The organism is Flavobacterium flavipigmentatum (assembly GCF_020911905.1).
Taxonomy (GTDB): domain Bacteria; phylum Bacteroidota; class Bacteroidia; order Flavobacteriales; family Flavobacteriaceae; genus Flavobacterium; species Flavobacterium flavipigmentatum.
This window is the reverse complement of sequence record NZ_CP087133.1, coordinates 1,857,495-1,882,570: the sequence shown is the minus strand read 5'-3', so window position 1 is coordinate 1,882,570 and position 25,076 is coordinate 1,857,495. Positions and strand designations below refer to the sequence as shown.

The following is a 25,076-nucleotide window of genomic DNA, read 5'->3' as shown; positions in this document are numbered from 1 at the left end:
ATATAAGTTCATTTAAAAAGTTTTCAATTTATTGCTATTTTGAAAACTTTTTAATTTTAGATAATTTCCTAAATCACCCCCCAACCAAATCTCTCAACTTGGAACCTTCGAAATCATTTCAATTTTGTTTTGACATCGGTTTAGATAAAAACCTGGATACTTATATTCCAACCGCTTACATTCTTGAACATACTGATGAAATTAAATATTTAAATAAAAAAGCAAGTCCGGATGTACTGGAAAGTTTTGGAATTGTTTTTGAAAATTTAGATGCCAGTACAAAAAAAATACTCACTGTTTGCGAGTCTTTAAAATCTGAGTTTATTTTCAAGAAATTCAATGTAAAAATGAAATCGGCAAAAACAATTGCTGATTTGCAAAAAGATGCCAAAATTGAGTTTGCCATTCGCCAGCATTTAAAAACAAATTTGAACATATTTTACACTCTGATTGTAGAAGAAAAATTTCCATTGTCTGTCAATATGGGCGTTGAAAAGGATTTTTATCGATCCCGAGTTGCTACAGCTGCGCTTTATTTAGAACCTCAAATTCAATTCGAAAAACATTCCGAAGGAATTACATACACACTTTCTTTAAAAGAAAACCAAACGTTATTTTCGCCAATGGATAGCAGCATAACTATTCTTTTGGATGAACCTGGCTGGTTGATTATCGACAAGAAATTAGGGCAATTAAAAGACCTTAATGCTAAAAAACTCTCGCCTTTTTTAAAGAAAAAATCAATTGAAATACCCTCAAAACTAGTTGATACTTATTTTAAAAATTTTATTCCAGAAATTGCCAAAAAAATAGACATCGAAGCCACCGGTTTTGAAATCGAGCATCGCGATAAAATTACTTCGTGTACGCTGCAATCTGTTTATGATTTCTTTAAAAACTGTTATTATATCACGCTTTGTTTTGATTATGATGGCTATTTATTTGATGGCAATAAAACAAAAACAAAACATACTTTTGTTGATTTTAGTATTCCAAATGAACCCAGAATAATTCAACACAAAAGAAATTCTGATGAAAATTTGTACACCAACAAATTACTCGAAATCGGACTATCAAAAATTAAAAATGAATTGTTTGGTTGCAGTCGTGATGAAGAAATTCATGATCCGTACGCCAATATTCATTTTATTATTAATCATAAAGAAGCGCTAAAAAATCTGGGATTTACAATAGAAAATTTAAAACTCGAAAGTAAAGAAATCAGTACAGAAAAGGCTATTATTTCCTCTTCTACAGCAACAACAAAAGAAGATTGGTTTGATGTAAAAATAATCATTACCAGCGGTACATTTAGTTTTAGCTTTAGCGAAATTATCACAAACATAAAAAGCAAAGAAAGACTCTTTTTGTTGCCTGACGGCAGTTATTTTCTGATCCCTTTAGAATGGCTCACCAAATACAGTTCGCTAGCCAAATTAGCCAAAACTGAAAATGGAAACCTTCTTTTGCGTAAAAATAATTTTGCAGTTTTGGATGCATTTCCGGAACTAAAAACGACCTCAACTCCAATTTATAATGCAGAATATACTGCCTCTGAATTGCTAAAAGCGACTTTAAGACCGTATCAAATTGAGGGTGTAAAATGGCTTTTAGGACATTTTAACTCGAATTTGGGGGCTTGCCTGGCCGATGATATGGGACTTGGAAAGACATTACAAACCTTAGCCGTTCTGGTTGCCGTGCAAGAGCAATTAGGCTTTACAACGAAGACAACAAACTTTGATTTGTTTCAAAATGAAACTGTTGTAGAAAGAGAACCTCTAAAAACCTTAATCGTTTTACCTTCGTCACTTGTTTTCAACTGGTACAACGAAGCTCAAAAGTTTACGCCGCATTTTTCAAAAATGCAATATGTTGGCAATGACAGAAAACTATTGTCGCATAAGTTGGCTTCATCAGATTTGATTTTTACCAGCTACAATATTGTTCACCGCGATATTGCAATTTTAGAAAAATATAATTTCCGTTATTTAATTTTAGACGAAAGTCAATACATTAAAAACAAAAATTCTAAAATTTTTAAAGCGATTAATCAAATAAATACGGCTCATAAGATTGCATTGAGCGGTACACCAATCGAAAATTCCTTAGACGATTTGTGGTCGCAAATGCAATTTATCAATCCGGATATTTTGGGGAGTTATGCTTTTTTTACAGAAAATTTTAAAATTCCGATCGAAAAAAAGCAGGACGAGAATAGTTTGGCTGAATTAAGAACACTTATTCAGCCTTACATTTTAAGAAGAACCAAAGAACAGGTTTTGAAGGATTTACCAGAACTATCAGAACAAATTTACTATTGTAATATGGATCCTGAGCAGGAGAAATTATACGAAAAAGAAAAATCAAAAGCCCGGAATTTTTTATTAAAAACAGACGGTTCCAGCCCTGACAAAATTAGCATTATCAACACTTTGATGAAGTTGAGACAACTAAGCAATCACCCGAAAATGATCGATAACGAGTCTGAAATTGATTCTGGAAAATATATTGCAGTCACCAATTATCTAGAAAATCTGGTGAAAGGAAAACAAAAAACCATCATTTTTAGCTCCTTTGTTACTAATTTGAGTTTTTACACTTCTTGGTGCAAAGAAAACAAAATTGATTTTTGCGAAATCACAGGGGAAACCAATACCAAAAAAAGAGAGCAGCAAGTAAACCAGTTTCAGGAAAACGAAAATACTTTATTCTTTTTTATCTCGCTAAAAGCTGGCGGCGTTGGACTGAATATTACCAAAGCATCGTATGTTTTGTTTTTAGACCCTTGGTGGAATCCTTTTGCTGAAAAACAAGGAGTTGCCAGAGCGCACCGAATTGGACAATTAAACAAGGTCAATGTTATTCGTTTTATCTCTAAAAATACGGTCGAAGAAAAGATAATCAAATTACAGGAAAACAAAAAGCTGCTTTCGGATTCGCTTTTAGAAGAAAGCTACATCAGCAACGAGATAGAAGCCAATTTAGAATATATTTTAAGCTCTTAATACATTTTATTTTTGAAAGCATTAAAACGCAGCCTCTTCTTACGTTACATAAAATTGTTATATTTACAATCTTACAACATAATATGATGGTAAAATTTTTGTATCAAAAAATACTGCTGCTTTTTATTTTTTCTTCGGCTACTGCTCAGGTAATACAGACCGAAGTTGCTCCACCATACAATATCAAAACAGTGACATTTGTTCAAAACGGCAATAATGTTGTGCCTATTTTTGAGTTAGGTTCTGAATTTGAATTGCAATTTGATGATTTATTTGGCAATGAGGCTAATTATTATTTTGAAATCATTCATTGCGACTATAACTGGAAACCAACCGATATTCTGAAGAATGATTACATCGCAGGAATGGATAATCAAAGGATTATGAATTATTTGAATTCATTCAATACGCTTCAAAATTATTCACATTACAAACTATCTTTTCCTAATCAATTTACGACTCAATTGCGTATTTCGGGTAACTATATGCTGAAGATCTTAAACGAAGACAGAGAAGTTGTTTTTTCGAGAAAGTTATTATTGTACGAAAATCGTGCAACGGTTAGCGCTCAGGTCAAACGAAGTCGAAACCTTAGTAATATTGATCATAAACATAATCTTGATTTTACCGTAAATTCTAACGATATTGTCTTTCAAAATCCTATAAAAAGTATAAAAATATTTTTGATGCAAAATGGAGACTTCAGTACTTCTATAAAAAATATCGTTCCACAATATACTTTAGGCAATCAATTGGTTTATAAATATGATGCCGAAACACAATTCTGGGCCGGAAATGAATATTTATACTTTGAGAACAAAGACATTCGTGCAGTTAGCAATAACATTGGAAAAGTGGGTTTGAATAGTGACATTTACAGCTCTTTTTTATTCACAAGTCCAGCCAGAGCAAACCTTATTTATACCTTAAACCAAGATATAAATGGAAATTTTTTGGTTAAAAACATCAACGGCTCTGATAACGCTATCGAAGCGGATTATGCGTGGGTTTACTTTAGTCTCTCGGCACCCGCTTTTAGACTCAACAAAGACATTTATATCACCGGAATGTTTAATAATTACAATTTGACACCCGAGTACAAGATGGATTACAACTCAGAAAAAGGCAACTACGAAAAAGCAGTCATGATCAAACAAGGTTTTACTAATTTTCAGTTTACGATAGCGGATAAAAATGGACAAGTTGATTACGAAAATGCCATTGACGGAAACTTTTACCAAACCGAAAATGAGTACACTATTTTGGTGTATTACAGAGAAAGTAATGACCGATATGAGCGCATTATTGGAAAAGGGAATGCTAACTCGATCAATATCATCAATTAAAACATTGTTAAAAGGATTTCGATCGAATCATTTTTTTTTGTAAATTTGCAGTTATAACGCACACATATATACTACATTAGTATGGTTTCTCAAATTACAAGAGGCATAAAGATATCGGTTCTAACTAGTTTTGAAGGTACTTACTTCAAGAACTACAAGATTCATTTTGCCTTTAGTTATGTGGTTACCATAGAAAACCACAGCAAAGATTCGGTACAACTAACTTCTCGTCACTGGGAAATTTTCGATTCCTTAAACGACCTAGAAGTCGTTGACGGAGAAGGAGTTATCGGTAAAAAACCCGTTCTTAAACCGGGAGAAAATCATACTTACAGTTCAGGTTGCCTCTTATCATCTCCTTATGGCGCAATGAAAGGTCATTTTAATATGATTAATTTTACGACCACCAAAATCTTTAAGGTAATTGTTCCTACCTTTAGAATGTGTGCTCCTTTTGCCATAAACTAAGGCTTTATTCAAAAACTATCTTTTTTATCGTTATCTTAATCATAAAATTGTCAAATTATTAATTTGTACTTTGTACTTTTGTGCTGCATTAGATTTTTCGTAACAAAACGAATCCTCTTGCTCATAAATTGTCTAATTATCTAATTTTAATAACATGCTAAAAGGATTCTTTCATGTACCAAAAGCGGTAAACGAGCCTGTAAAAAGTTACGCACCGAATTCACCAGAAAAAGCCGCTGTTCAGGCAGCCTATACTTCCATGTGGAACTCTACAATAGATGTTCCTTTGTACATTGGTAGTGAAGAAATTAAAACTGGAAACACTAAAACAATTTCAGCTCCGCACGATCACAAACACATTGTGGGAACCTACCACTTAGCTGAAAAACAACATATTGAAAAAGCAATTGCAAACGCACTTGATTCAAGAAAAGCATGGGCAAATATGGCATGGGAACAACGTGCTGCTATTTTCTTAAAAGCGGCCGAACTTATTGCTGGCCCTTACAGAGCCCGCATTAATGCAGCGACTATGATTGGTCAGTCTAAAAATATTCATCAGGCAGAAATTGACGCTTCTTGCGAATTGATCGACTTTTTACGTTATAACGTAGAATTTATGACTCAAATTTACGGAGACCAGCCGAAATCTGACTCTACAACATGGAATCGTTTAGAATACAGACCTCTTGAGGGTTTTGTTTACGCTATTACGCCTTTTAACTTTACCGCTATTGCAGCAAATCTTCCAGCAAGCGCAGCAATGATGGGGAACGTGGTCGTTTGGAAACCAAGTGACAGTCAAGTTTTTTCTGCAAAAATTATTATTGAAGTTTTTAAAGAAGCAGGTGTTCCTGATGGCGTTATCAACGTTGTTTTTGGAGACGCTCTAATGATTACAGATACTGTTTTGGCAAGTCGCGATTTTGCGGGAGTTCACTTTACAGGATCAACTCACGTATTCAAAGACATTTGGGCAAAAATTGGAGCCAATATTCATCATTATAAAACATATCCAAGAATCGTTGGTGAGACTGGTGGTAAAGATTTTATCATTGCACACCCAAGCGCAAATGTAAAACAAGTGACAACAGGAATTACTCGTGGTGCATTTGAATTTCAAGGTCAAAAATGTTCTGCAGCCTCAAGAGCTTACATTCCGCAAAGTTTATGGCCAGCTGTAAAAGAACAATTGATTACAGATGTAAAATCAATGAAAATGGGTTCTCCAGAAGATTTTGGAAACTTTATTACAGCGGTTATTCACGAAGGTTCTTTTGATAAATTGGCCGGTTTTATTGATCAGGCTAAAAAAGATGCTGACGCAGAGATCATCATCGGAGGGAATTATGATAAATCTGTAGGTTATTTTATTGAACCAACGGTTATTGTAACAACCAACCCAAAATATACTACCATGGAAACCGAATTATTCGGCCCTGTTATTACCATCTACGTATACGAAGATGCAAAATGGGAAGAGACTTTAGAATTGGTAGATACTACTTCTGAGTATGCTTTAACGGGAGCTGTTTTCAGTCAGGATCGTTATGCAATTGAGGTAGCTACAACCAAATTGCAAAATGCTGCGGGTAACTTCTACATCAATGACAAACCAACAGGAGCTGTTGTAGGAATGCAGCCTTTTGGTGGTGCCAGAGCTTCAGGAACTAACGATAAAGCAGGTTCTGCATTGAACTTATTGCGTTGGGCTTCGCCTAGAACAATAAAAGAGACTTTTGTAACTCCGGAAGATTACAGATATCCGTTTTTAGGTTAGTCTTAATGTCAAAAGTCTTAAACTGACTTTGTCAATATACAAAAGCCGAATCTTAATTAAAGATTCGGCTTTTTACTTCATTACTTTCGACTTTAAAACTATCTTTTCTAAGCCTGAAACTTCAATGGCAAATGCACAACTTTTTTAGTTTCAAAAAATTCATCTTCAAAAATTGTTGACAGATCATATAAAGTAGCTTTAGGAAAAGAGGCCAATTCTTCGGTTAAATCTCCTCCTTTTAGGTATAAAATTCCATTTTTTAGGGTATGTTTGTGTTGCTTTTTGATTTTATCATGAATCCAGGAAACAAAATCAGGCATATTGGTCACAGCCCGACTAACTATAAAATCAAAATCTCCTTTTACCAATTCGGCACGTTTTTGCTCAGCTTTTATATTTTTCAATTCTAAGGCATCTACTACGCCCTGAACCACTTTTATTTTTTTTGCAATTACATCAATTAAGTAAAAACGGGTTTCGGGAAACAAAATGGCCAGCGGAATTCCCGGAAAACCACCGCCAGTTCCTACGTCAAGAACAGTAGCTCCTGGCTCAAACTTCATTATTTTTGCAATTCCAAGTGAATGCAAAATGTGTTTGGTATATAAGGCATCAATATCTTTACGTGAAATAACATTTATCTTTTCATTCCAATCATGGTATAAAAAATCTAATTTTTGAAATTGTTCGATTTGAATGTCGTTCAAATCAGGAAAATATTTCAGAATCTCGTCCATTGCTCTATTTTTTTAACAAAAGTACTACTTTACTATTAAAATATTTAACTCAATTTTGTAAATTGAAAATTTATAATAATTACCTTTGAAAACTATTTAATTTTTTTATGAATAATACGGCACCAACATTTGCAAAGCAAGACAATCTAAAGTTTTTCAGAACACTTAACTCTCGAGTAAACAATTACTTTAAGGAAAATAACATCCAAAAAACCGGAAATTGGAAACTTCACCTTAAAGCAGTGATTTTGTTTGCTATTTTCTTAACACCTTATTTTTTAATCCTTACACTTGATATGCCTTTTTGGGGCCAACTATTACTGAATATTTTAATGGGAATTGGAATGGCAGGAATAGGCATGAACGTAATGCATGACGGTAATCACGGCTCTTATTCTTCTAAATCATGGATTAACAAAATCATGGGAGGAAGCATCTATATTTTGGCCGGAAATGTACACAACTGGCAAGTACAACATAATGTTCTGCACCACACCTACACCAACATACACGGTCATGATGAAGACTTAGACGCAGGAAGAATCATTCGTTTTACACAAAATGCCGAATGGCATCGTTTTCATAAATTTCAACATTATTATTCTTTCTTTTTATACGGATTATTGACTTTTAACTGGTCTTTGACTACCGATTTTAAACAAATGAAAAATTATTTAAAAAGAAAATTATCATACGGAACGCCACAAAGTCCTGCCAAATTATGGACAGTTTTGGTGATCACAAAGATTATCTACGCAGTAATCTGGATGGTATTACCAATGGCTTTAGGAGTCTATTGGTGGAAAGTTGTAATCGGATTTTTTGTAATGCATTACACAGCCGGACTGATTTTAAGTATTGTTTTTCAATTGGCACACGTTGTGGAGGAAACCTCTAATCCGGTTCCGAACGAAAATGGAGAAATCGAAAACACCTGGGCAATTCACCAATTGTACACGACAGCTAATTTTGCACCAAAAAACAAAATTGTAAACTGGTTTACTGGTGGATTAAATCATCAAATTGAGCATCATATCTTTCCAAATATTAGTCATGTTCACTACGGGAAAATTGCAGAAATTGTAAAAGAAACTGCACAAGAATGCAACTTGCCTTATTATGAGTTCAAGACCATGAGAAGCGCTATTGTAGCACATTACAAGCATTTGAAAGATCTTGGAATGAAACCTGAACTAGCGTAATTTATCATGACAAAATAGTGTATTGTAGCGATGCATAATTATGCTTTGCTACAAATACATTCAACACAATATTAAACCGCAATTAACTACAAAATGAATCACATTCTTTCGGACAGAATCAACAACTTAGCGACTTCACAAACATTAGCAATGGCTGCTTTAGCGCGCGAATTAAAAGCACAAGGAAAAGATATTATCAGTTTAAGTTTAGGCGAGCCCGACTTTAATACGCCTGATTTTATAAAAGAAGCTGCAAAAAAAGCTATTGACGAAAACTACAGTACTTATTCTCCAGTTGATGGATATCAGGACCTAAAAGAAGCTATCTGTAGAAAATTTAAAAGAGACAACGGATTAGAATACAAACCAACCCAAATCGTAGTTTCTACAGGAGCAAAGCAATCCTTATACAACATTGCGCAAGTAATGCTAAACGATGGTGACGAAGTTATTTTGCCAGCACCTTACTGGGTTTCTTATTTCGAAATCGTAAAACTCTCAGGAGGAGTTCCGTTGGAAGTGCCAACATCTGTAGAAACAGATTTCAAAATTACACCAGAACAATTAGAAGCTGCCATTACACCAAAAACCAAAATGATGTGGTTTAGCTCTCCTTGCAACCCTTCTGGGTCTGTTTACAGCAGAGAAGAGCTTACTGCACTTGCAAAAGTTTTAGAAAAATATCCAAACATATATGTAGTTGCAGACGAAATCTACGAACACATCAATTTCTCAGGAACTTTCTGCAGCATCGGTTCTATCCCGGGAATGCTGGAAAAAACAATCACTGTAAACGGTGTAGCAAAAGCTTTTGCTATGACGGGATGGAGAATTGGTTACATTGGAGCTCCGGAATTTATTGCAAAAGCATGTACAAAAATTCAGGGACAAGTAACCTCAGGAGCCAATTCTATCGCACAACGCGCTACCATTACTGCTGTCGATGCAGACCCAAGCGTATTAAACGAAATGGTTCAGGCGTTTCACAGCCGTAGAGATTTAGTCGTGGGATTATTAAAAGAAATTCCTGGTGTAAAAATCAACGTTCCAGAAGGCGCTTTTTACGTTTTTCCAGACGTTTCTTCTTTCTTCGGAAAAACACTAAGAGGAACCGAAATTAAAGATGCCAACGATTTATCAATGTATCTTTTAGCAGAAGCCAACGTTGCAACTGTAACAGGCGACGCTTTCGGAAATCCAAATTGCATTCGTTTCTCTTACGCAACAAGCAACGACATCTTAAAAGAAGCATTACGCAGAATCAAAGAAGCTTTGGTTGCATAACAACTTACATAACTTTTCTACAAACGGCTTAAGATATAGAGTTTCATCACTTTATACTTTAAGCCGTTTTTTTATGGGGTTGCCTCCGGCCGGGCTGTCCGCTATATCTTTTCCTGGCTAAAAAGCCAGAAAAAGGATACCGCTCCCATCCCTAACCCGAACCAACTTATAAGACATATCCCTCAAAAAGAGATATTGAGTTTCAAAATTTCCATTCTATAATCTTATAAATCAACATTGTAATTCTATAATAAACCAGCCTCCATAAAACCTCATCTTTGTAATAACATTAATTTAAAATTAGTATTATGATACATACAGAGGAAACTACAAAAGAAACAGTGAGCACATTAAACGGATTAATTGCAATACTGGAAGATGGAAAATTAGGTTATACAAATGCTGCCGAACAAGTAAGTAGCCCAGCTATAAAAACCGACTTTTTAGAGTATGCTCGTGAGCGCGCACTTTTTATTGTAGAATTGCAAGACGAAATTAACAAATTAGGAAAATCAACAGACACTGCAGGTGGCGGACCACTAGGAGCTCTACACCGTGCCTGGATCGATATCAAATCTTCTTTTACAAGTGGTGATACCGAGGCCATTATCAATGCTTGTATTACAGGCGAAGAAGCAGCTATCGAAAAATACAAAATGGTTTTAGAAGAAAAAGATCTTCCGACTGGGCAAATTGCAATTGTTTCAAAACAATTAAACAGCATTCAAAATACTTTGATCAAAATTAAAGCAAAAAAATTGCTATCCTAAATCAGTTTTCTGAAACGGTAAAAAACTACTTGATAAACAAATGGATATCAAGTAGTTTTTTTGGCTTACCACTTATTTTCAGTGATAGAAACATACAAAAATAACCTATAATTAATTGAAAATAAATCAGTTAAAAACACAATTCACAAAAATAAAAAATCATGGATAAAAAATACAGCACCACAAACAATGACGAAAAAAGTCAGAAAGAGCGTTTGGGCGACAATGACAATGCGACACAAAAAGACGCTTCAACAACTCCTGATAAAAAAGAATTCCCTATTCCAACCGATTTGATCGAGGATCTGGATAAAGGAAAAATTGATCCTTTGACTGAAGGCAATACCAATTTAGGTTATGAAGAAAAATCGCCACGAAAAAAAGAATTAGACCAAAAAGAACATCTGGATAGAGACGATAAATAATGTGCTTCTATTTTGTGCTTCTATTTTATACAACTATTTCAAAAAAAGTCACTTCAGCATTAGCAAACTCAAATAAATTATAAGAACTTTGCACACTTTTTTCGTGCATTCGCGAAAAGCTAAAGTTTTAAAAATGAAGAAGAAAATTGAGATATTAGCTCCAGCTAAAGATTTGATTCAGGGAATCGCTGCCATAAATAGTGGTGCAGATGCACTCTATATTGGCGCTCCGCAGTTTGGCGCACGGTCTAATGCCACCAATTCTATCGAAGATATTGCCTCTTTGGTACAATATGCACACTTATTCAACGCTCAGGTTTTTGTGGTAATGAATACGATTTTGTACGACAACGAACTCGAAACCTGTCGCCAAATGATTTATCAGTTGTATGATATTGGCGTAGATGCCTTGATTATTCAGGACATGGCAATCATGGAAATGGACTTGCCTCCTATCGTACTTCATGCTAGTACCCAGGCCAACAATCGTGATGCCGACAAAATTAAATTCCTGAAAGATGCCGGAATCAAACGTGTGGTTTTGGCCCGCGAACTCAACTTACACCAAATAAAACAAATAAGCGATTACGCAGATGTTGAACTAGAATTTTTTGTCACAGGCGCTTTGTGTGTGTCGTTTAGCGGAAATTGCTACATGAGTGTCGCTAATGGAGAACGCAGTGCCAATCGCGGTTCTTGTGCTCAAAACTGCCGTTTACCTTACAACTTAATCGATGGAAACGGAGAAACATTAATCAAAAATAGCCACTTACTTTCGATAAAAGATTTAGATATTTCAGACCAAATTCCGAATCTAATCGAAGCTGGAATTTGCTCTTTTAAAATTGAAGGCCGACTAAAGGATATTGTATACGTAAAAAATAATGTCTCGTATCTGCGTCAAAAATTAGATAGCTTTCTAGAAGGAGAAGGAAGCGAAAAATACACAAAAGCTTCTTCCGGAAAATGTACTTTTACCTTCGATTCTTCTTTAAACAGAACTTTTAATCGTGGTTACACCGATTATTTTGTAAACGATAGGCACAACTCTATCGGCTCTTGGGAAAGCCCAAAATCAAAAGGCCAATATATTGGAAAATTGATCCAAACTACCGGAAATGCTTACGAAATAGAAAACGGCGAGTTATTAAACAACGGTGACGGACTTTGTTTTATCAATGAAAATAACGAAGCAGACGGAATTTACGTCAACAAAGCCGAAAACGGTAAAATATATCCAAACGTTTTAAAAGAAATACAACCAGGCACTTTTATTTACCGAAATAACGATGCTGCTTTCATCAAAATTGTAGAAAGAGAAGACAGCGCAGTTCGAAAAATTAGCACAACTTTAGCGTTAACCGAAAACGAAACTGGTTTCGAACTTACTGCAACCGATGAAGACGGAAATATAAGCATCGTGACTTTAGAACATTCAAAAGAACAAACTAAAACCGGCGAATCAATCGAAGAAAACATCAAAATACAACTGGCAAAAACAGGTTTTACACCTTACACTGCCGATGAAATCAATGTGATGTTTTCTCAAAACTGGTTCCTTCCTATTTCAAAAATCAACGAAATGAGAAGAACAGTTTACGATCAACTTACCCAAGTTCGTTTGGCCAACTACAAACGCGAAGAGCACCAATTAGTCAAAACTTCACATCCTTACCCAGAAACCAAATTAGATTTTATGTACAACGTTTCCAACAAAACGGCACGTAAATTCTACGAGCGTCACGGTGTAACCGAAATCGAAAAAGCTTTTGAACTGCAATGGGATCCGGGAAAATCGCGTGTAATGACAACGAAATATTGCATTAAATACGAATTAAAAAAATGCCCTATACACCAAAAAGACATAGTTGGTGTCAAAGTAAAAGAACCGTTGGTACTGAAACAAGGCGAATTAGAATACAAATTAAAATTCAACTGCAAACCTTGCGAAATGGAGATTTGGGAAAAAGATGCAGAATTTGAAATTGAAGAAGATCATCTTCATTAAAATACAAAACCGATACTTTTATAAAGTGTCGGTTTTTTTATTTTGGGCGTGACCACAAGGGTCGGGCTATCCGCTACAAGTCCTAGCTCTTCCTTCGTCAGGCTGTGGGCTTTCCGCTTCTATCCCTCACGCAAACAGCTTAACAAGAACTTTTATTCATAATTACATTTATACAATATTGTCATTTCGACGAAGGAGAAATCTCCACAAGTAACTCCGCAACGAGAATCCAATCTTTGTCGAGCTTCTCACGAAGATTTCTCCTTCGTCGAAATGACAAACTATATGATTACTTCATCTAAAATTAAAGTTGCTATTAAATAAAAATCCGCCGAATCTGCAAAATCTGCGTGAGAATAAATTTCGTTTTTTTATCTTTACTCACAAAACTAAAATCAAATGGGACCGGAAAATAGCATAGCCATATACTCAATTATTGCCGGCGTTTTGGTTTGCTCTATTTTTCCATTTTTAATTTTTTCTAATGCTTTTTTTATCTTACCATTAGAATTGATAGCTGACTTTGGCATTAATGGCAGCACTATTTTCTGGGGAATTATATTTCCATCCTTTATAGTTTTTATATTTTGGAAATCAGGCAAAAATATAAGTTCTTCAATAACTCAAACAACTAAATATGAAGCTTGCTCACAATTTACATTTGAAGTAAGTTCCAAAATAATCATAGCTCTTTTTACAATTTATATTATTGGATCATTACTTAATGGAACGTCAGTTGCTTTGCATTCACAATTTTATTATGAAATTCTATTTTCATTAATAATGATTTTATCCGTGTCGGTTACATTAATTGTATTAACCATTTTTAGTAGTATCATAATTGTAAAACAAAGCTTAAAATCTCAATATTAAACTAAACAAAATGAAAATACTACTTCTAGGTTCAGGCGAATTAGGCAAAGAATTTGTCATTGCCGCACAACGAATCGGACAAACCATAATTGCGGTTGATAGTTACGAAAATGCTCCCGCAATGCAGGTTGCGCACGGTTTTGAAGTCATTAACATGCTCGATGGGGAAGCTCTTGACCGAATTGTTGCCAAACATAAACCCGATTTTATCGTTCCCGAAATAGAAGCCATTCGCACCGAACGATTTTATGATTACGAAAAACAAGGCATTACCGTAGTCCCTTCAGCGAAAGCGGCAAACTTTACCATGAATCGTAAAGCCATTCGTGATTTGGCAGCCAAAGAATTAGGTTTAAAAACAGCCAAATACCAATACGCAACTTCTGCCGAAGAATTGCAAAAAGCCGTGCAGGAAGTCGGAATACCATGTGTGGCAAAACCTTTAATGTCTTCTTCCGGAAAAGGACAATCAACCATTAAAACAGAAAGCGATATCGAGAAAGCGTGGCAATATGCTGTAGCAGGCTCTCGTGGCGATGTAATTGAAGTAATTGTTGAAGCTTTTGTAAATTTTCATTCAGAAATTACACTTTTGACCATTACCCAAAACAATAATCCAACCTTATTTTGTGCTCCCATTGGGCACAGACAAGAACGTGGCGATTACCAAGAAAGCTGGCAGCCTGCAAAAGTCTCTGATGCCGATTTGTATGAGGCGCAGGATATGGCCGAAAAAATTACCGAAGCTTTGGGAGGTGCAGGACTTTTTGGGGTAGAATTTTTCCTGACTGACGAAGGCGTTTATTTCTCTGAACTCTCCCCTCGACCGCACGACACCGGAATGGTTACTTTGGCGGGAACGCAAAATTTTAACGAATTTGAGCTGCATCTGCGCGCCATTTTGAAGTTGCCTATTTTTGAGATTACACTTGAAAAAGCTGGAGCAAGTGCCGTAATTTTAGCATCTGAAGATTCTAATAATCCTACTTTTACCGGAATCGAAAAAGTAGCCGCTTTACCCAAAACCGACTTTAGAATTTTTGGAAAACCAACCTCAAGACCTTACCGCAGAATGGGCGTTGTATTAAGTCATGATACTTTGGGTACTCCAATCGAAAATGTGGTAGAGCGCGCCAAAACAGCTTCAAAATTAATAACCGTAAATTCATAAAAAATGAAAAAAACACTCTTTGTACTATTCCTTTTTATCGGAATTGCAACTAAGGCACAAGACAATAAAACAAAAGAAAAACCTCAAATCGTAGAAGCAGCTTGCGGCGAATGTCAATTTGGTATGAAAGGCAATGGTTGTGATTTAGCCGTTCGCATCAATGGAGAGTCTTATTTTGTTGATGGTACAAAAATCGATCAACATGGTGATGCACATGCGAAAGATGGTTTTTGCAATGCCATTAGCAAAGCTTCTGTTACCGGAAAAATCGAAAACAATCGCTTCAAAGCAACTTCATTTACCTTGATAAAAGAAAAATAATGGCTTTAATTCTCGAAAATATTGCTAAACTAGTTTCGCTAACTCCAGAAGAACAAGCACTTTTTATATCAAAAACTGAAACACATTTTTACAAAGCAAAAACCATTTTACTAAACGCTGGTGAAGTATGCAAACACTCGTATTTTGTGAATTCTGGTATTTTGAGAAGCTTCAATATCAATGATAATATTGTAGAGCATGTTCTTGCCTTTTCTTGCCAAGGATGGTGGATGAGCGACATGTACAGCTATTTTTCGCAAAAACCTGGGCAACTTTTTATCGAAGTTTTAGAAGATGCCGAAGTGGTTTCTATTTCTAAAGAAAATCAGGAACAGCTGTATCTTGAGATTCCAAAATTAGAGCGTTTTTTTAGAATTTTAATCGAAAATTCTTTGGTTGCCAATCAGCAGCGCTTAATGGATAATTTAAGTTTACCTGCTGAAGAAAGATTTGAGAAATTTTGCTCCAAATACGGAACGCTGGTCCATAAAGTACCTCAAAAGCAAATTGCATCTTTCATTGGTGTTACACCCGAATTTTTTAGTAAAATGAAAGCGCGACTTTTGAAGAAATAAAGTTTTGTTTATTTGCCACGAATTTCACAAATTTCCACGAATTATATTGACTCACAGATTGAATTAAAATTCGTGTGAATTCTTGAAATTCGTGGCAACATTTTTTTAATCCTTTTAATCTGTGAAATCTGTGGCAAAAAAAAACACGGCTAAACAGCCGTGCTCTTTATGAATTAAAATTGTTCCACCTCTGTAGAATGCTTCATTGCCGTGGTTGTCGATTTTCCTATAGTTACCGTATTTTGTACAGCATCAAAGTATGATGTCCCAACAAAAGCTTGGTGTTTTACCGCTCTGAATCCGTTTTTCTGCAACGCAAATTCTCTTTCCTGCAATTCAGAATAACCCGCCATTCCGCGCTCTTTGTAAGCTTTAGACAATTCGAACATACTGGTATTTAAAGCATGGAATCCTGCCAAAGTGATGAATTGAAATTTGTATCCCATAGCCGCCAAATCTTCTCTAAAAGTTTCCATTTCTGCCACTGATAATTTTGCCGCCCAGTTAAAAGAAGGCGAACAATTGTAAGCCAACATTTTATCAGGAAACTCTTTTTTCATAGCATCAGCAAACTTTTTTGCATATACCAAATCAGGATTACTGGTTTCCATCCAGATCAAATCGGCATAAGGTGCATAACTCAAACCTCTTGCAATTCCTTGTTCGATACCGCTTTTTACATAGAAAAACCCTTCGTTGGTTTTTTCTCCCGTAATAAATTTAGTGTCTCTTGGATCAGCATCGCTTGTCAATAAATTGGCTGCATCAGCATCTGTTCTTGCTACAATCAATGTCGAAACTCCCATAACATCTGCCGCCAATCGAGCTGCAATCAATTTATTAATCGCCTCTTGTGTTGGTACCAAAACTTTGCCTCCTAAATGCCCACATTTTTTTGCAGAACTCAATTGATCTTCAAAATGAACACCAGACGCTCCTGCTTCTATCATCGATTTCATTAATTCAAAAGCATTTAAATTACCTCCAAAACCAGCTTCGGCATCCGCCACAATCGGAACCAGATAATCTTTTTTATCTTCAACCTCGTTTACTACCTGAATCTGATCTGCTCGCAACAAGGCACTATTTATTTTCTTTACGACCATCGGCACACTATTTACTGGGTATAACGATTGATCTGGATACATTTCTCCCGCCAAATTAGCGTCGGCGGCTACTTGCCATCCACTTAAATAAATCGCTTCCAGGCCAGCATCAACTTCCTGAATGGCCTGATTTCCAGTTAAAGCACCCAAACCAGCAACATAATCCTGACTTTTTAACTTTCTCCATAATTTTTGCGCTCCCATTTTGGCAATAGAATGCTCAATTTGATACGATCCCTGAAGTTTCACTACTTCTGTAGCCGTATAGGGACGTTCAACACCTTTCCATCTCGGGTTCGTAATCCAATCGTTAATCAATTCCTGAATTCTGTCTTCTGTTGTTTTCATAAATAATATAGTTAAGTTGATTAGTAAAGCATTTTTATAAATATTTGTAACAGGGAATCGTCAAAAAGTCAACAAAATCAGTATTTACGACTAATCTTTCTAAAACTTTTTCGGCCAAAGGAAACTGTCTTTTTTCGTAAATTTCCTCACCCCATTCGTCTTTAATTTTCTTAAATTCATCCAAGGCCAATTCGTGATAATACGCCAAATCCAATTTTTGACCATTTTCTAAAACCACATTATTTTGAAGCCATTGCCACAATTGCGATCTCGAAATTTCGGCAGTTGCTGCGTCTTCCATCAAATTGTGTAATGCTGCTGCGCCTTGCCCATTTAGCCAAGAAGCCAAATACAAAACGCCCACATTGATGTTTTTGCGAACGCCATTTTCGGTTATAATTCCAATCGGTGGCTCGATCAAATCTGCTTCAGTAATTTTGCGGTGTTCTCTTTTGATGTGAATTTGATTCGGACTTGGCATTCCAGCATCAAAGATCTCTTTTGCCAATGGCACTAAATCCGGATGCGCGACCCACGTGCCGTCGTGGCCATTGCGAACTTCACGTTCCTTATCGGTTTTCACTTTCGCGAAAGCGACAGCATTAGCCTCTTCATTATTTTTTATCGGAATTTGAGCCGCCATCCCACCAATAGCGTGAATCCCACGTTTGTGACACCTCTGAATTACCAGATTCGAATACGCATTCATAAACGGTGAAGTCATATTAACCTGATCGCGATCAGGAACGATAAACTTCGGATTTTTACGAAATTTTTTGATGTATGAAAAAATGTAATCCCAACGACCACAATTCAATCCTACGATATGTTCTTTTAATTCGTAGATAATTTCATCCAGCTGAAAACTCGCTGTAATGGTTTCTATTAAAACCGTTACTTTGATTGTTCCTCGTTCTAATTTTAAGTAATCCTCGGTAAAATCAATCACCGTATTCCACCAACGCGCTTCTAAATAATGTTCTAGCTTTGGAATATAGAAATACGGCCCAGAATTGTTTTCGAGCAATTTTTTATGATTATGAAAAACATACAAACCAAAATCTACCAGCGAACCCGAAACCGGATTTCCATCAATTAGAAGATGCTTTTCTAAAAGGTGCAAACCTCTTGGGCGCACAATTAAAGTGGCAATTTTATCTTTTAATTCATACGCCTTGTTTTTAACGGCATCTGTATAAGAAATCGTTTTGTTTACCGCATCTATAAGATTCAATTGTCCATCCATCAAATTTTGCCAGGTTGGTGAAGTACTGTCTTCAAAATCGGCCATAAAGGTTTTGGCTCCTGAATTTAATGCATTGATGATCATTTTACGATCAACAGGTCCTGTAATCTCAACTCTTCTATCTAACAAATCTTTCGGAATTTGCCTCGCTACCCAATTACTTTCTCTGATCGTTTTGGTTTCTGAAGGAAAAGTTGGCATCACCCCTTTATCAAACTCGACTTGCTTTTGATCACGTTGTAACAACAACAATTTGCGTTGCGATTCGAATTTTCGATGCAAATCGATAATAAAAGAAATGGCTTCATCTGTCCAGATTGCTGAATAAGAAAGCTTCTTTTCGGCTAAAAATTCCATTGCCGTGTCGGTAATCTCTAATTGGTTTTTCATAGCGGTTGATTTATCTGTTTCAATAATTTTAATAGAAAATTGATGTTCAATACTTTCGACACCACAATATTAGAAAAAAGTTTTTTACAAAACAAGCGAACGTTCGCTAAATGTGTAAAATAATTTTTTGGCGATTATTTTTTTAATGCTTATATTTGATTTATGGACATCGAAAAAGACTATATAAAGCTGATATTTGGGCTCAAACTCAAGCAAATTAGAACGCAAAAAAATCTTTCTCTTTTTGGCTTAGCCAAATTGACAAATCTTTCAAAATCGTATCTGAACGAGATTGAAAAGGGAAAAAAATATCCAAAAACCGATAAAATTTTGCTTTTGTGTGAACATTTGGAGACGAGTTACGACCAAATGGTTTCCCTCAAACTCGACAATAACCTCGCTCCGATTGGCGAAATCTTAAAATCAGGAATTTTGAAAGAGATTCCGCTAGAGCTTTTTGGTATTCAGGAAGCCGATTTGATCGATATTATTGCCAATGCACCTGCAAAAGTCAATGCTTTTATTAGTACCATTATCGAAATTGCACAACACTATAATTTAAGTCGCGAAAGTTTTTTTCTGGCTGCTTTACGTTCGTATCAGGAAGCGCACAGTAATTATTTTGAAGATTTAGAACAGAAAGTAATTGAATTTTCGAATTCCTTTCAAATTAATTTAAATTCGAAAATTAGCATTGAGGAATTAGAAGCTATTCTAAAAGAAGAATACGATTATACCATTAAAGAAATTGCTTTTAAAGATCAGGAAGCTTTGGGCGATTTGCGCTCGATTTATGTACCAAAAAGCAAGACTTTATTGCTTTCTACAGAAATCGACGCGCCTCAGAAAGCCTTTGTTTTAGCCAAAGAAATTGCTTATAATTACCTGCAATTATCAGATCGTTTATTAACGTTTAGCTGGATAAAATTTGACAATTTTGATCAGGTTTTGCATAATTTTTACGCTTCTTACTTTGCAGGAGCACTACTCTTGCCAAGACAATTAGTAGTAGAAAAGATTAATAATTTTTTGAATAATGAAAAACCAAATCCAGAGGAATTTGTTGCTCTTATAGCAAGTTTTGAAGTTTCTCCAGAATCTTTTTACCAGAGGTTGACCAATTTATTACCGAAAGATTTTCATTTGAAAAATTTATTCTTTTTGAGAATGTCTCACAAAATTGGTTCGGATAAATACCGAATAAAAAAAGAGTTGCATATTACCAACCAACAAGAACCGCATGCCAATGAAACCAACGAGCATTATTGCAGAAGATGGGTTTCTACAAAAACCATAGATGAGGCCATTAGGCAAAACAAACCACACTTTTTTGACGCTCAGATTTCGAGTTATGAAAACAGTGGCAATGAATATTTGGTCTTTTCATCGGCTACAAAAGATCCTTTTGTAGAAAATTGCATCAGAAGTATTTCTGTCGGGATTTTGATTAATGCCGCTATGAAAAAGAAATTCAAATTTATTGAAGGGAAACCTTTGGTAAAAAGAATTGTGGGTGTTACCTGCGAAACCTGCGCGGTGAAAGATTGTTTAGAAAGAGCTGCTCCGCCGATTGCGCTCGAAAAGAAAAAACGCCATGAAGATACTGATGCTGTGGTACAACAGTATATTACGCAGTATAGTTAAGGTTTTTGATTTTAGATTTTTGATTGCTGATTGCTGATTTTGTGCGCAATCTTGTCATTCCGAGGAACGAGGAATCTCCGCGAGTAGCTCGACAAAGATTGGCGATTTACGTTATGGAGTTACTTGTGGAGATCCCTCCTTCGTCGGGATGACAGACTGTGTGGTTACTTTGTCTTTTAGTCAATGCAAAGCAACGTTTTTAAAACATTTGCTACTTTGTTACTTTGCTACTTTGTTACTTTGTTACTTTGTACCTTAACCCCTTAGCACCTTTTCTCACATGACTAATTATGAAAATAAAATTTCTAGTGTAGCCCTGATAGCAGCGGCATCCTATTGTTGCGGGGTTCGCAACAATAGATATAGCGGATAGCAGGACGAGAAGTCTTTTGAAACTAAAATTACTGCTCCTGAAAAAATCTTCAACGCAAGACCTCAGCAACTTTCTTAATCTAGGTTAAGTGCCTTTTATTGCTGTTGGTCGTAAATTTGTATCATAAATAATATAAAATACAACATCATGGAAAATATAGTCGTACACAAAGCAGCAACAAGAGGAAATGCCAACCACGGATGGCTTAACGCTTACCACAGTTTTAGTTTTGCAAGCTGGTACAACCCAGAAAGAATTCAGTTTGGAGCACTTCGTGTTTTAAACGATGATACGATTGCGGGCGGAATGGGTTTTGGGACACATCCTCATGACAATATGGAGATCATTACGATTCCGCTTGAAGGAGATTTAGCCCACAAAGACAACATGGGAAACACCGAAATCATCAAAAATGGTGATATTCAGGTAATGAGTGCCGGAACTGGGGTACAGCACAGCGAGTTTAACCCGAATGCCGATCAGCAAACAAAATTGTTGCAAATTTGGTTGTTTCCGAACAAAAGAAATGTAACACCTCGTTACCAACAAATAACATTAGACGTAGCAGACAGACACAACAAATTTTCGCAAATTTTGTCTCCAAATGCAGACGATGAAGGAGTTTGGATTCATCAAGATGCCTGGTTTAATATGGGTAATTTTGATGCAGGTTTGACATCTGAATACAAAATAAAAAAAGAAGGCAATGGTGTTTATGCATTCGTTTTAAAAGGAAATGTAACCATCAACGGTCAGGAATTAAACACTCGTGATGCCATAGGAATTTCTGAAACTGACGTTTTGAACATCAAAGCCAATACAGACGCTGAGTTGTTATTAATGGATATTCCGATGAATTATTAAGTAGCAAAACAACACCTACTTTTTTCTGAAGAAACGATAAATTGCCTGATTTTACAGGTATTTATCGTTTCTTTTTTTATTCCGCTTTCGCTAAAACGACCGAAGAATCCTAAACAACACCGAAACTTTGCATCACGGACGTGAAACTTTACGTCAAGGACGTGAAATTTGGCATCACAGACGTGAAATTTGACGTCACGGACGTGAAATTTTACATCATGGACGTGAAATTTGGCATCACAGACGTGAAATTTGACGTCACGGACGTGAAATTTGGCATCACGGACGTGAAATTTGACATCACAGACGTGAAATTTGGCATCACGGACGTGAAATTTGACATCACAGACGTGAAATTTCACGTAAATTGACACTGTTTCTTTCTATAATGTATCTTACTTCGTTTGTCTCCTATTCAAGCTCATAAAAAAAACTCAGAATTGCTTCAGATAACATACACCCTTTTATTTCTTAATCTAGGTTAAGTGCGTTTCGAATACTCTGATCGTAACTTTGTCCTATCAAAATGAAATAACTATTTAAAAATAAAAATTATGGCAACTACAAAATGGGCAATTGACCCAACACACTCAGAAATTGGTTTTAAAGTTAAACACATGATGTTTACAAATGTTTCAGGAAAATTCGGAACTTACGATGCAACAATCACTACAGATGGTGATAATTTTGAAAATGCTGCTATCGAATTCTCTGGTGATATCGCCTCTATCGACACTGCTAATGCAGACAGAGATGGTCACTTAAGAAGCGCCGATTTCTTTGATGTTGAAAACAATCCAAAACTGACTTTCAAAGCTTCATCATTCAAAAAAATTGATGCAGGAGATTATGAAATAACTGGAGATTTAACTATCAAAGGCATTTCTAAATCAGTAACTTTTCCTGTAGATTTTAGCGGAATCATGACTGATCCGTGGGGAAATACAAAAGTGGGATTGAGCATCGAAGGAAAAATCAATCGTAAAGATTGGGGCTTAAACTGGAACTCAGTGCTTGAAACTGGTGGTGTTTTGGTTGGCGAAGAAGTAAAATTGCACATCGAATTACAATTTGCAAAACAAGCATAATACGCATAATAATAGGTTTAATTTGGTTGGTTAAAAAGCCTGCACTTTTTAGGAAGTGCAGGCTTTTTTTGTTTGCCGTCTTGTCCTAAAAAAAGTTTACCTCGAATTACACAAATTTTCACTAATTTTTTTCTGTAAAAAACGGGATCTTTTCCTGTCCCAGATTAGAAGATTTTTACAGATTCAAAATCAAAATAATCCTTTAATCTGTGGCAAAAAAGTTAAACTAATAAATCGTGGAAATTTTTGTAATTAGTGGCAAAGTTATCTTGAAGTATTTCGAAATTCGGTGGGAGACATTCCGGTTTGTTTTTGAAAAGTGCAGGCATTTTTTTTTAGTTTGCCACAGATTAAACGATTCTATAGATTTAAATCTGTGAAAATCTTTTTAATCTATGGCATAAAAATATTTTAGTCAATAAACGAAAAAATAATTCATGGAAATTTGTGCAATTAGTGGCAAAGTTATCTTGAAATATTTCGAAATTCGGTGGGAGACATTCCGGTTTGTTTTTGAAAAGTGCAGGCATTTTTTTTTAGTTTGCCACAGATTAAACGATTCTATAGATTTAAATCTGTGAAAATCTTTTTAATCTGTGGCATAAAAATATTTTAGTCAATAAACGAAAAAATAATTCGTGGAAATTTGTGTAATTAGTGGCAAAATCATCTTGGAGTATTTCGAAATTCGGTGGGAGACATTCCGGTTTGTTTTTTAAAAAATCTGGAGAAATATGAATAATCTTCGTACCCAACTTTAAAAGCCACTTCATTAACCGCTAATTCTTTGTCGATCAACATTCTTTTTATTTCGAGAATAACACGATCTACGATTACTTCGGTTGCGGTTTTTTGTAAAATTTCGTTGCAGATTCTATTCAGATGTTTCAATGTAATATTTAATTTTTCGGCATAAAAAGAAGGCAGTTTTTCTATTGTGAAATACTGCTCTAAAAGCAATTCAAACATGTTGATTTTAATGTTATACGAATGTACCTGATGCGAATAAGTCTCACTGTATTTACGCGAAATTTCGATATTGATGCAATCTAATAAATTTAGCATCATGTCTACCTGCAATTTGTTGTTTTGAAGATTCTCCTGAATTAACAAGTCAAAATACGGCAAAATTTTAGGTATTTCATTTTTCTTAAAAACAATTTCAGGGCGATTATGTACCGAATGATAAAAATTATAATCGTTGATTTTTTTCTGTCCGAAGTATAAATTATAAAGTTCCTGCGAAAAAATAATTACAAAACCCTCAATATCTTCTGATAAACTCCAGTGATGAATTTGTCCGGGCTGCAACACAAATAAGCTTCCTTGTTTTATTTCGAACTTATCAAAGTCAATTTCGTGTATTCCTGAACCATCCGTAAAAAAAACCATTACATACGAGTCGTGGCGGTGGGGTTCTTCGACAAAACGATGATTTTTTAGATGCTCTTTAAAAGTATTTATATAAAAATCCCGCTGAATATCATTGCAACTGAAATTTTGAAGACTATAAACCGGATACTTTTTCATGAGAATGTCTTTATTGTCCTATAATTAGCGAAGATATAAAAAAGGTTTCAAAGAAATGCTAAATACCTTTGTATAAATAAAATCAACAACATCATGTCGAACGCACTCAGCCATATTTTAAAAAACGAATGTCCTAATTGTCATAAAGGAAAAGTATTTAAAGACAAAAACATCTTCCTTAATTTTGGTCTGCCAAAAATGAACGAGACGTGCAGTCATTGCCACTATAAATTTCAAAAAGAGCCTGGTTATTTTTTTGGTGCCATGTACGTAAATTACGGACTAACCGTTGCGCAAGGTATTGCTACTTATTGTATTGCACAATTTTTTTTCGAAAAAACTTTCGATCTACGAATCATTCCAATTATTGCCGTTGTAATTATCTTACTCACTTCTTTCAATCTCCGATTTTCAAGATTAGCATGGATTTACATGTTTAAGGATTATACGAGCTAAAAAAATACTATTTTTGCCTTTCAATTGAAGCTAATTTTTCAATTATAAAAAATTCAATCTTTA

21 protein-coding genes are annotated in these 25,076 nt (G+C 35.3%); 17 read left to right on the top strand and 4 right to left on the bottom strand.

What is annotated here, in order from left to right:
* The first annotated feature begins 98 nt into the window (after window positions 1–98).
* From LNP22_RS08495 to pruA, 4 genes are all read left to right on the top strand, one after another.
* Window positions 99–3,008: a DEAD/DEAH box helicase gene (locus LNP22_RS08495; protein WP_229976155.1), complete on the top strand. Its 2,910-nt coding sequence runs from the start codon at window positions 99–101 to the stop codon at window positions 3,006–3,008.
* An 86-nt stretch (window positions 3,009–3,094) separates the two neighbouring features.
* Entirely contained in the window at window positions 3,095–4,354 is a 1,260-nt protein-coding gene (locus LNP22_RS08490; protein WP_229976367.1) for a type IX secretion system plug protein, read from the top strand.
* 81 nt (window positions 4,355–4,435) lie between these two features.
* Window positions 4,436–4,822 carry a Co2+/Mg2+ efflux protein ApaG gene (gene apaG, locus LNP22_RS08485; RefSeq protein WP_210664681.1) on the top strand — a complete coding sequence of 129 codons (387 nt, stop codon included), beginning with the start codon at window positions 4,436–4,438 and terminating at the stop codon, window positions 4,820–4,822.
* A 154-nt stretch (window positions 4,823–4,976) separates the two neighbouring features.
* Window positions 4,977–6,602 carry an L-glutamate gamma-semialdehyde dehydrogenase gene (gene pruA, locus LNP22_RS08480; protein ID WP_229976154.1) on the top strand — a complete coding sequence of 542 codons (1,626 nt, stop codon included), beginning with the start codon at window positions 4,977–4,979 and terminating at the stop codon, window positions 6,600–6,602.
* A gap of 107 nt (window positions 6,603–6,709) precedes the next feature.
* On the opposite strand, the gene rsmG is transcribed toward pruA, so the two are convergent.
* Window positions 6,710–7,339: a 16S rRNA (guanine(527)-N(7))-methyltransferase RsmG gene (gene rsmG, locus LNP22_RS08475; protein ID WP_229976153.1), complete on the bottom strand. Its 630-nt coding sequence runs from the start codon at window positions 7,337–7,339 to the stop codon at window positions 6,710–6,712.
* Window positions 7,340–7,446: 107 nt separating this feature from the next.
* Between rsmG and LNP22_RS08470 the strand changes: the two genes are divergently transcribed.
* The 9 genes from LNP22_RS08470 to LNP22_RS08430 all read left to right on the top strand — a co-directional run bounded on the left by LNP22_RS08470 (window position 7,447) and on the right by LNP22_RS08430 (window position 15,968).
* Window positions 7,447–8,541, top strand: coding sequence for a fatty acid desaturase family protein (locus tag LNP22_RS08470; protein WP_229976152.1), 1,095 nt, complete (start codon window positions 7,447–7,449; stop codon window positions 8,539–8,541).
* 93 nt (window positions 8,542–8,634) lie between these two features.
* Window positions 8,635–9,825: a pyridoxal phosphate-dependent aminotransferase gene (locus LNP22_RS08465; RefSeq protein WP_229976151.1), complete on the top strand. Its 1,191-nt coding sequence runs from the start codon at window positions 8,635–8,637 to the stop codon at window positions 9,823–9,825.
* Between the two features lie 308 nt (window positions 9,826–10,133).
* The gene (locus tag LNP22_RS08460; protein WP_229976150.1) at window positions 10,134–10,595 is read left to right on the top strand and encodes a ferritin-like domain-containing protein; all 462 of its coding nucleotides are present in this window, start codon (window positions 10,134–10,136) and stop codon (window positions 10,593–10,595) included.
* Between the two features lie 161 nt (window positions 10,596–10,756).
* On the top strand, window positions 10,757–11,020 hold the full coding sequence (locus LNP22_RS08455) for a hypothetical protein (protein ID WP_229976149.1): 264 nt from the start codon (window positions 10,757–10,759) through the stop codon (window positions 11,018–11,020).
* A 133-nt stretch (window positions 11,021–11,153) separates the two neighbouring features.
* Window positions 11,154–13,028 carry a peptidase U32 family protein gene (locus LNP22_RS08450; protein WP_229976148.1) on the top strand — a complete coding sequence of 625 codons (1,875 nt, stop codon included), beginning with the start codon at window positions 11,154–11,156 and terminating at the stop codon, window positions 13,026–13,028.
* Between the two features lie 399 nt (window positions 13,029–13,427).
* Entirely contained in the window at window positions 13,428–13,901 is a 474-nt protein-coding gene (locus LNP22_RS08445; RefSeq protein WP_229976147.1) for a hypothetical protein, read from the top strand.
* Between the two features lie 10 nt (window positions 13,902–13,911).
* Window positions 13,912–15,072 carry a formate-dependent phosphoribosylglycinamide formyltransferase gene (purT, locus tag LNP22_RS08440; protein ID WP_229976146.1) on the top strand — a complete coding sequence of 387 codons (1,161 nt, stop codon included), beginning with the start codon at window positions 13,912–13,914 and terminating at the stop codon, window positions 15,070–15,072.
* Between the two features lie 3 nt (window positions 15,073–15,075).
* On the top strand, window positions 15,076–15,393 hold the full coding sequence (locus tag LNP22_RS08435; protein WP_229976145.1) for a DUF6370 family protein: 318 nt from the start codon (window positions 15,076–15,078) through the stop codon (window positions 15,391–15,393).
* Window positions 15,393–15,968 carry a Crp/Fnr family transcriptional regulator gene (locus LNP22_RS08430; protein WP_229976144.1) on the top strand — a complete coding sequence of 192 codons (576 nt, stop codon included), beginning with the start codon at window positions 15,393–15,395 and terminating at the stop codon, window positions 15,966–15,968. Before LNP22_RS08435 ends, LNP22_RS08430 begins: the two co-directional genes overlap by 1 nt.
* A gap of 173 nt (window positions 15,969–16,141) precedes the next feature.
* Here LNP22_RS08430 and aceA read toward each other — a convergent pair whose 3' ends face one another.
* Both aceA and aceB read right to left on the bottom strand, forming a co-directional pair.
* Complete coding sequence (gene aceA / locus LNP22_RS08425; RefSeq protein ID WP_229976143.1) at window positions 16,142–17,422, bottom strand: isocitrate lyase; 1,281 nt, start codon at window positions 17,420–17,422, stop codon at window positions 16,142–16,144.
* A 34-nt stretch (window positions 17,423–17,456) separates the two neighbouring features.
* Entirely contained in the window at window positions 17,457–19,058 is a 1,602-nt protein-coding gene (gene aceB, locus LNP22_RS08420) for a malate synthase A (RefSeq protein ID WP_229976142.1), read from the bottom strand.
* Window positions 19,059–19,220: 162 nt separating this feature from the next.
* Between aceB and LNP22_RS08415 the strand changes: the two genes are divergently transcribed.
* The 3 genes from LNP22_RS08415 to LNP22_RS08405 all read left to right on the top strand — a co-directional run bounded on the left by LNP22_RS08415 (window position 19,221) and on the right by LNP22_RS08405 (window position 23,027).
* Window positions 19,221–20,702: a helix-turn-helix domain-containing protein gene (locus LNP22_RS08415; RefSeq protein ID WP_210664668.1), complete on the top strand. Its 1,482-nt coding sequence runs from the start codon at window positions 19,221–19,223 to the stop codon at window positions 20,700–20,702.
* A 520-nt stretch (window positions 20,703–21,222) separates the two neighbouring features.
* On the top strand, window positions 21,223–21,939 hold the full coding sequence (locus LNP22_RS08410) for a pirin family protein (protein ID WP_229976141.1): 717 nt from the start codon (window positions 21,223–21,225) through the stop codon (window positions 21,937–21,939).
* Between the two features lie 554 nt (window positions 21,940–22,493).
* Entirely contained in the window at window positions 22,494–23,027 is a 534-nt protein-coding gene (locus LNP22_RS08405; RefSeq protein WP_229976140.1) for a YceI family protein, read from the top strand.
* 666 nt (window positions 23,028–23,693) lie between these two features.
* On the opposite strand, the gene LNP22_RS08400 is transcribed toward LNP22_RS08405, so the two are convergent.
* Window positions 23,694–24,557 carry a helix-turn-helix domain-containing protein gene (locus tag LNP22_RS08400; RefSeq protein ID WP_229976139.1) on the bottom strand — a complete coding sequence of 288 codons (864 nt, stop codon included), beginning with the start codon at window positions 24,555–24,557 and terminating at the stop codon, window positions 23,694–23,696.
* Between the two features lie 93 nt (window positions 24,558–24,650).
* Here LNP22_RS08400 and LNP22_RS08395 point away from each other — a divergent pair, with 93 nt between their 5' ends.
* Window positions 24,651–25,013, top strand: a complete 363-nt coding sequence (locus LNP22_RS08395) for a DUF983 domain-containing protein (protein ID WP_229976138.1) — start codon at window positions 24,651–24,653, stop codon at window positions 25,011–25,013.
* Window positions 25,014–25,076 lie beyond the last annotated feature (63 nt).

Coding starts and splice junctions, on each gene's coding strand:
- LNP22_RS08400 (WP_229976139.1), bottom strand. CDS start 24,557: ATGAAAAAGTATCCGGTTTATAGTCTTCAAAATTTCAGTTGCAATGAT.
- pruA (WP_229976154.1), top strand. CDS start 4,977: ATGCTAAAAGGATTCTTTCATGTACCAAAAGCGGTAAACGAGCCTGTA.
- LNP22_RS08460 (WP_229976150.1), top strand. CDS start 10,134: ATGATACATACAGAGGAAACTACAAAAGAAACAGTGAGCACATTAAAC.
- purT (WP_229976146.1), top strand. CDS start 13,912: ATGAAAATACTACTTCTAGGTTCAGGCGAATTAGGCAAAGAATTTGTC.
- LNP22_RS08465 (WP_229976151.1), top strand. CDS start 8,635: ATGAATCACATTCTTTCGGACAGAATCAACAACTTAGCGACTTCACAA.
- LNP22_RS08410 (WP_229976141.1), top strand. CDS start 21,223: ATGGAAAATATAGTCGTACACAAAGCAGCAACAAGAGGAAATGCCAAC.
- LNP22_RS08470 (WP_229976152.1), top strand. CDS start 7,447: ATGAATAATACGGCACCAACATTTGCAAAGCAAGACAATCTAAAGTTT.
- LNP22_RS08445 (WP_229976147.1), top strand. CDS start 13,428: ATGGGACCGGAAAATAGCATAGCCATATACTCAATTATTGCCGGCGTT.
- rsmG (WP_229976153.1), bottom strand. CDS start 7,339: ATGGACGAGATTCTGAAATATTTTCCTGATTTGAACGACATTCAAATC.
- LNP22_RS08395 (WP_229976138.1), top strand. CDS start 24,651: ATGTCGAACGCACTCAGCCATATTTTAAAAAACGAATGTCCTAATTGT.
- aceA (WP_229976143.1), bottom strand. CDS start 17,422: ATGAAAACAACAGAAGACAGAATTCAGGAATTGATTAACGATTGGATT.
- LNP22_RS08430 (WP_229976144.1), top strand. CDS start 15,393: ATGGCTTTAATTCTCGAAAATATTGCTAAACTAGTTTCGCTAACTCCA.
- LNP22_RS08450 (WP_229976148.1), top strand. CDS start 11,154: ATGAAGAAGAAAATTGAGATATTAGCTCCAGCTAAAGATTTGATTCAG.
- apaG (WP_210664681.1), top strand. CDS start 4,436: ATGGTTTCTCAAATTACAAGAGGCATAAAGATATCGGTTCTAACTAGT.
- LNP22_RS08435 (WP_229976145.1), top strand. CDS start 15,076: ATGAAAAAAACACTCTTTGTACTATTCCTTTTTATCGGAATTGCAACT.
- LNP22_RS08415 (WP_210664668.1), top strand. CDS start 19,221: ATGGACATCGAAAAAGACTATATAAAGCTGATATTTGGGCTCAAACTC.
- LNP22_RS08490 (WP_229976367.1), top strand. CDS start 3,095: ATGGTAAAATTTTTGTATCAAAAAATACTGCTGCTTTTTATTTTTTCT.
- LNP22_RS08455 (WP_229976149.1), top strand. CDS start 10,757: ATGGATAAAAAATACAGCACCACAAACAATGACGAAAAAAGTCAGAAA.
- aceB (WP_229976142.1), bottom strand. CDS start 19,058: ATGAAAAACCAATTAGAGATTACCGACACGGCAATGGAATTTTTAGCC.
- LNP22_RS08405 (WP_229976140.1), top strand. CDS start 22,494: ATGGCAACTACAAAATGGGCAATTGACCCAACACACTCAGAAATTGGT.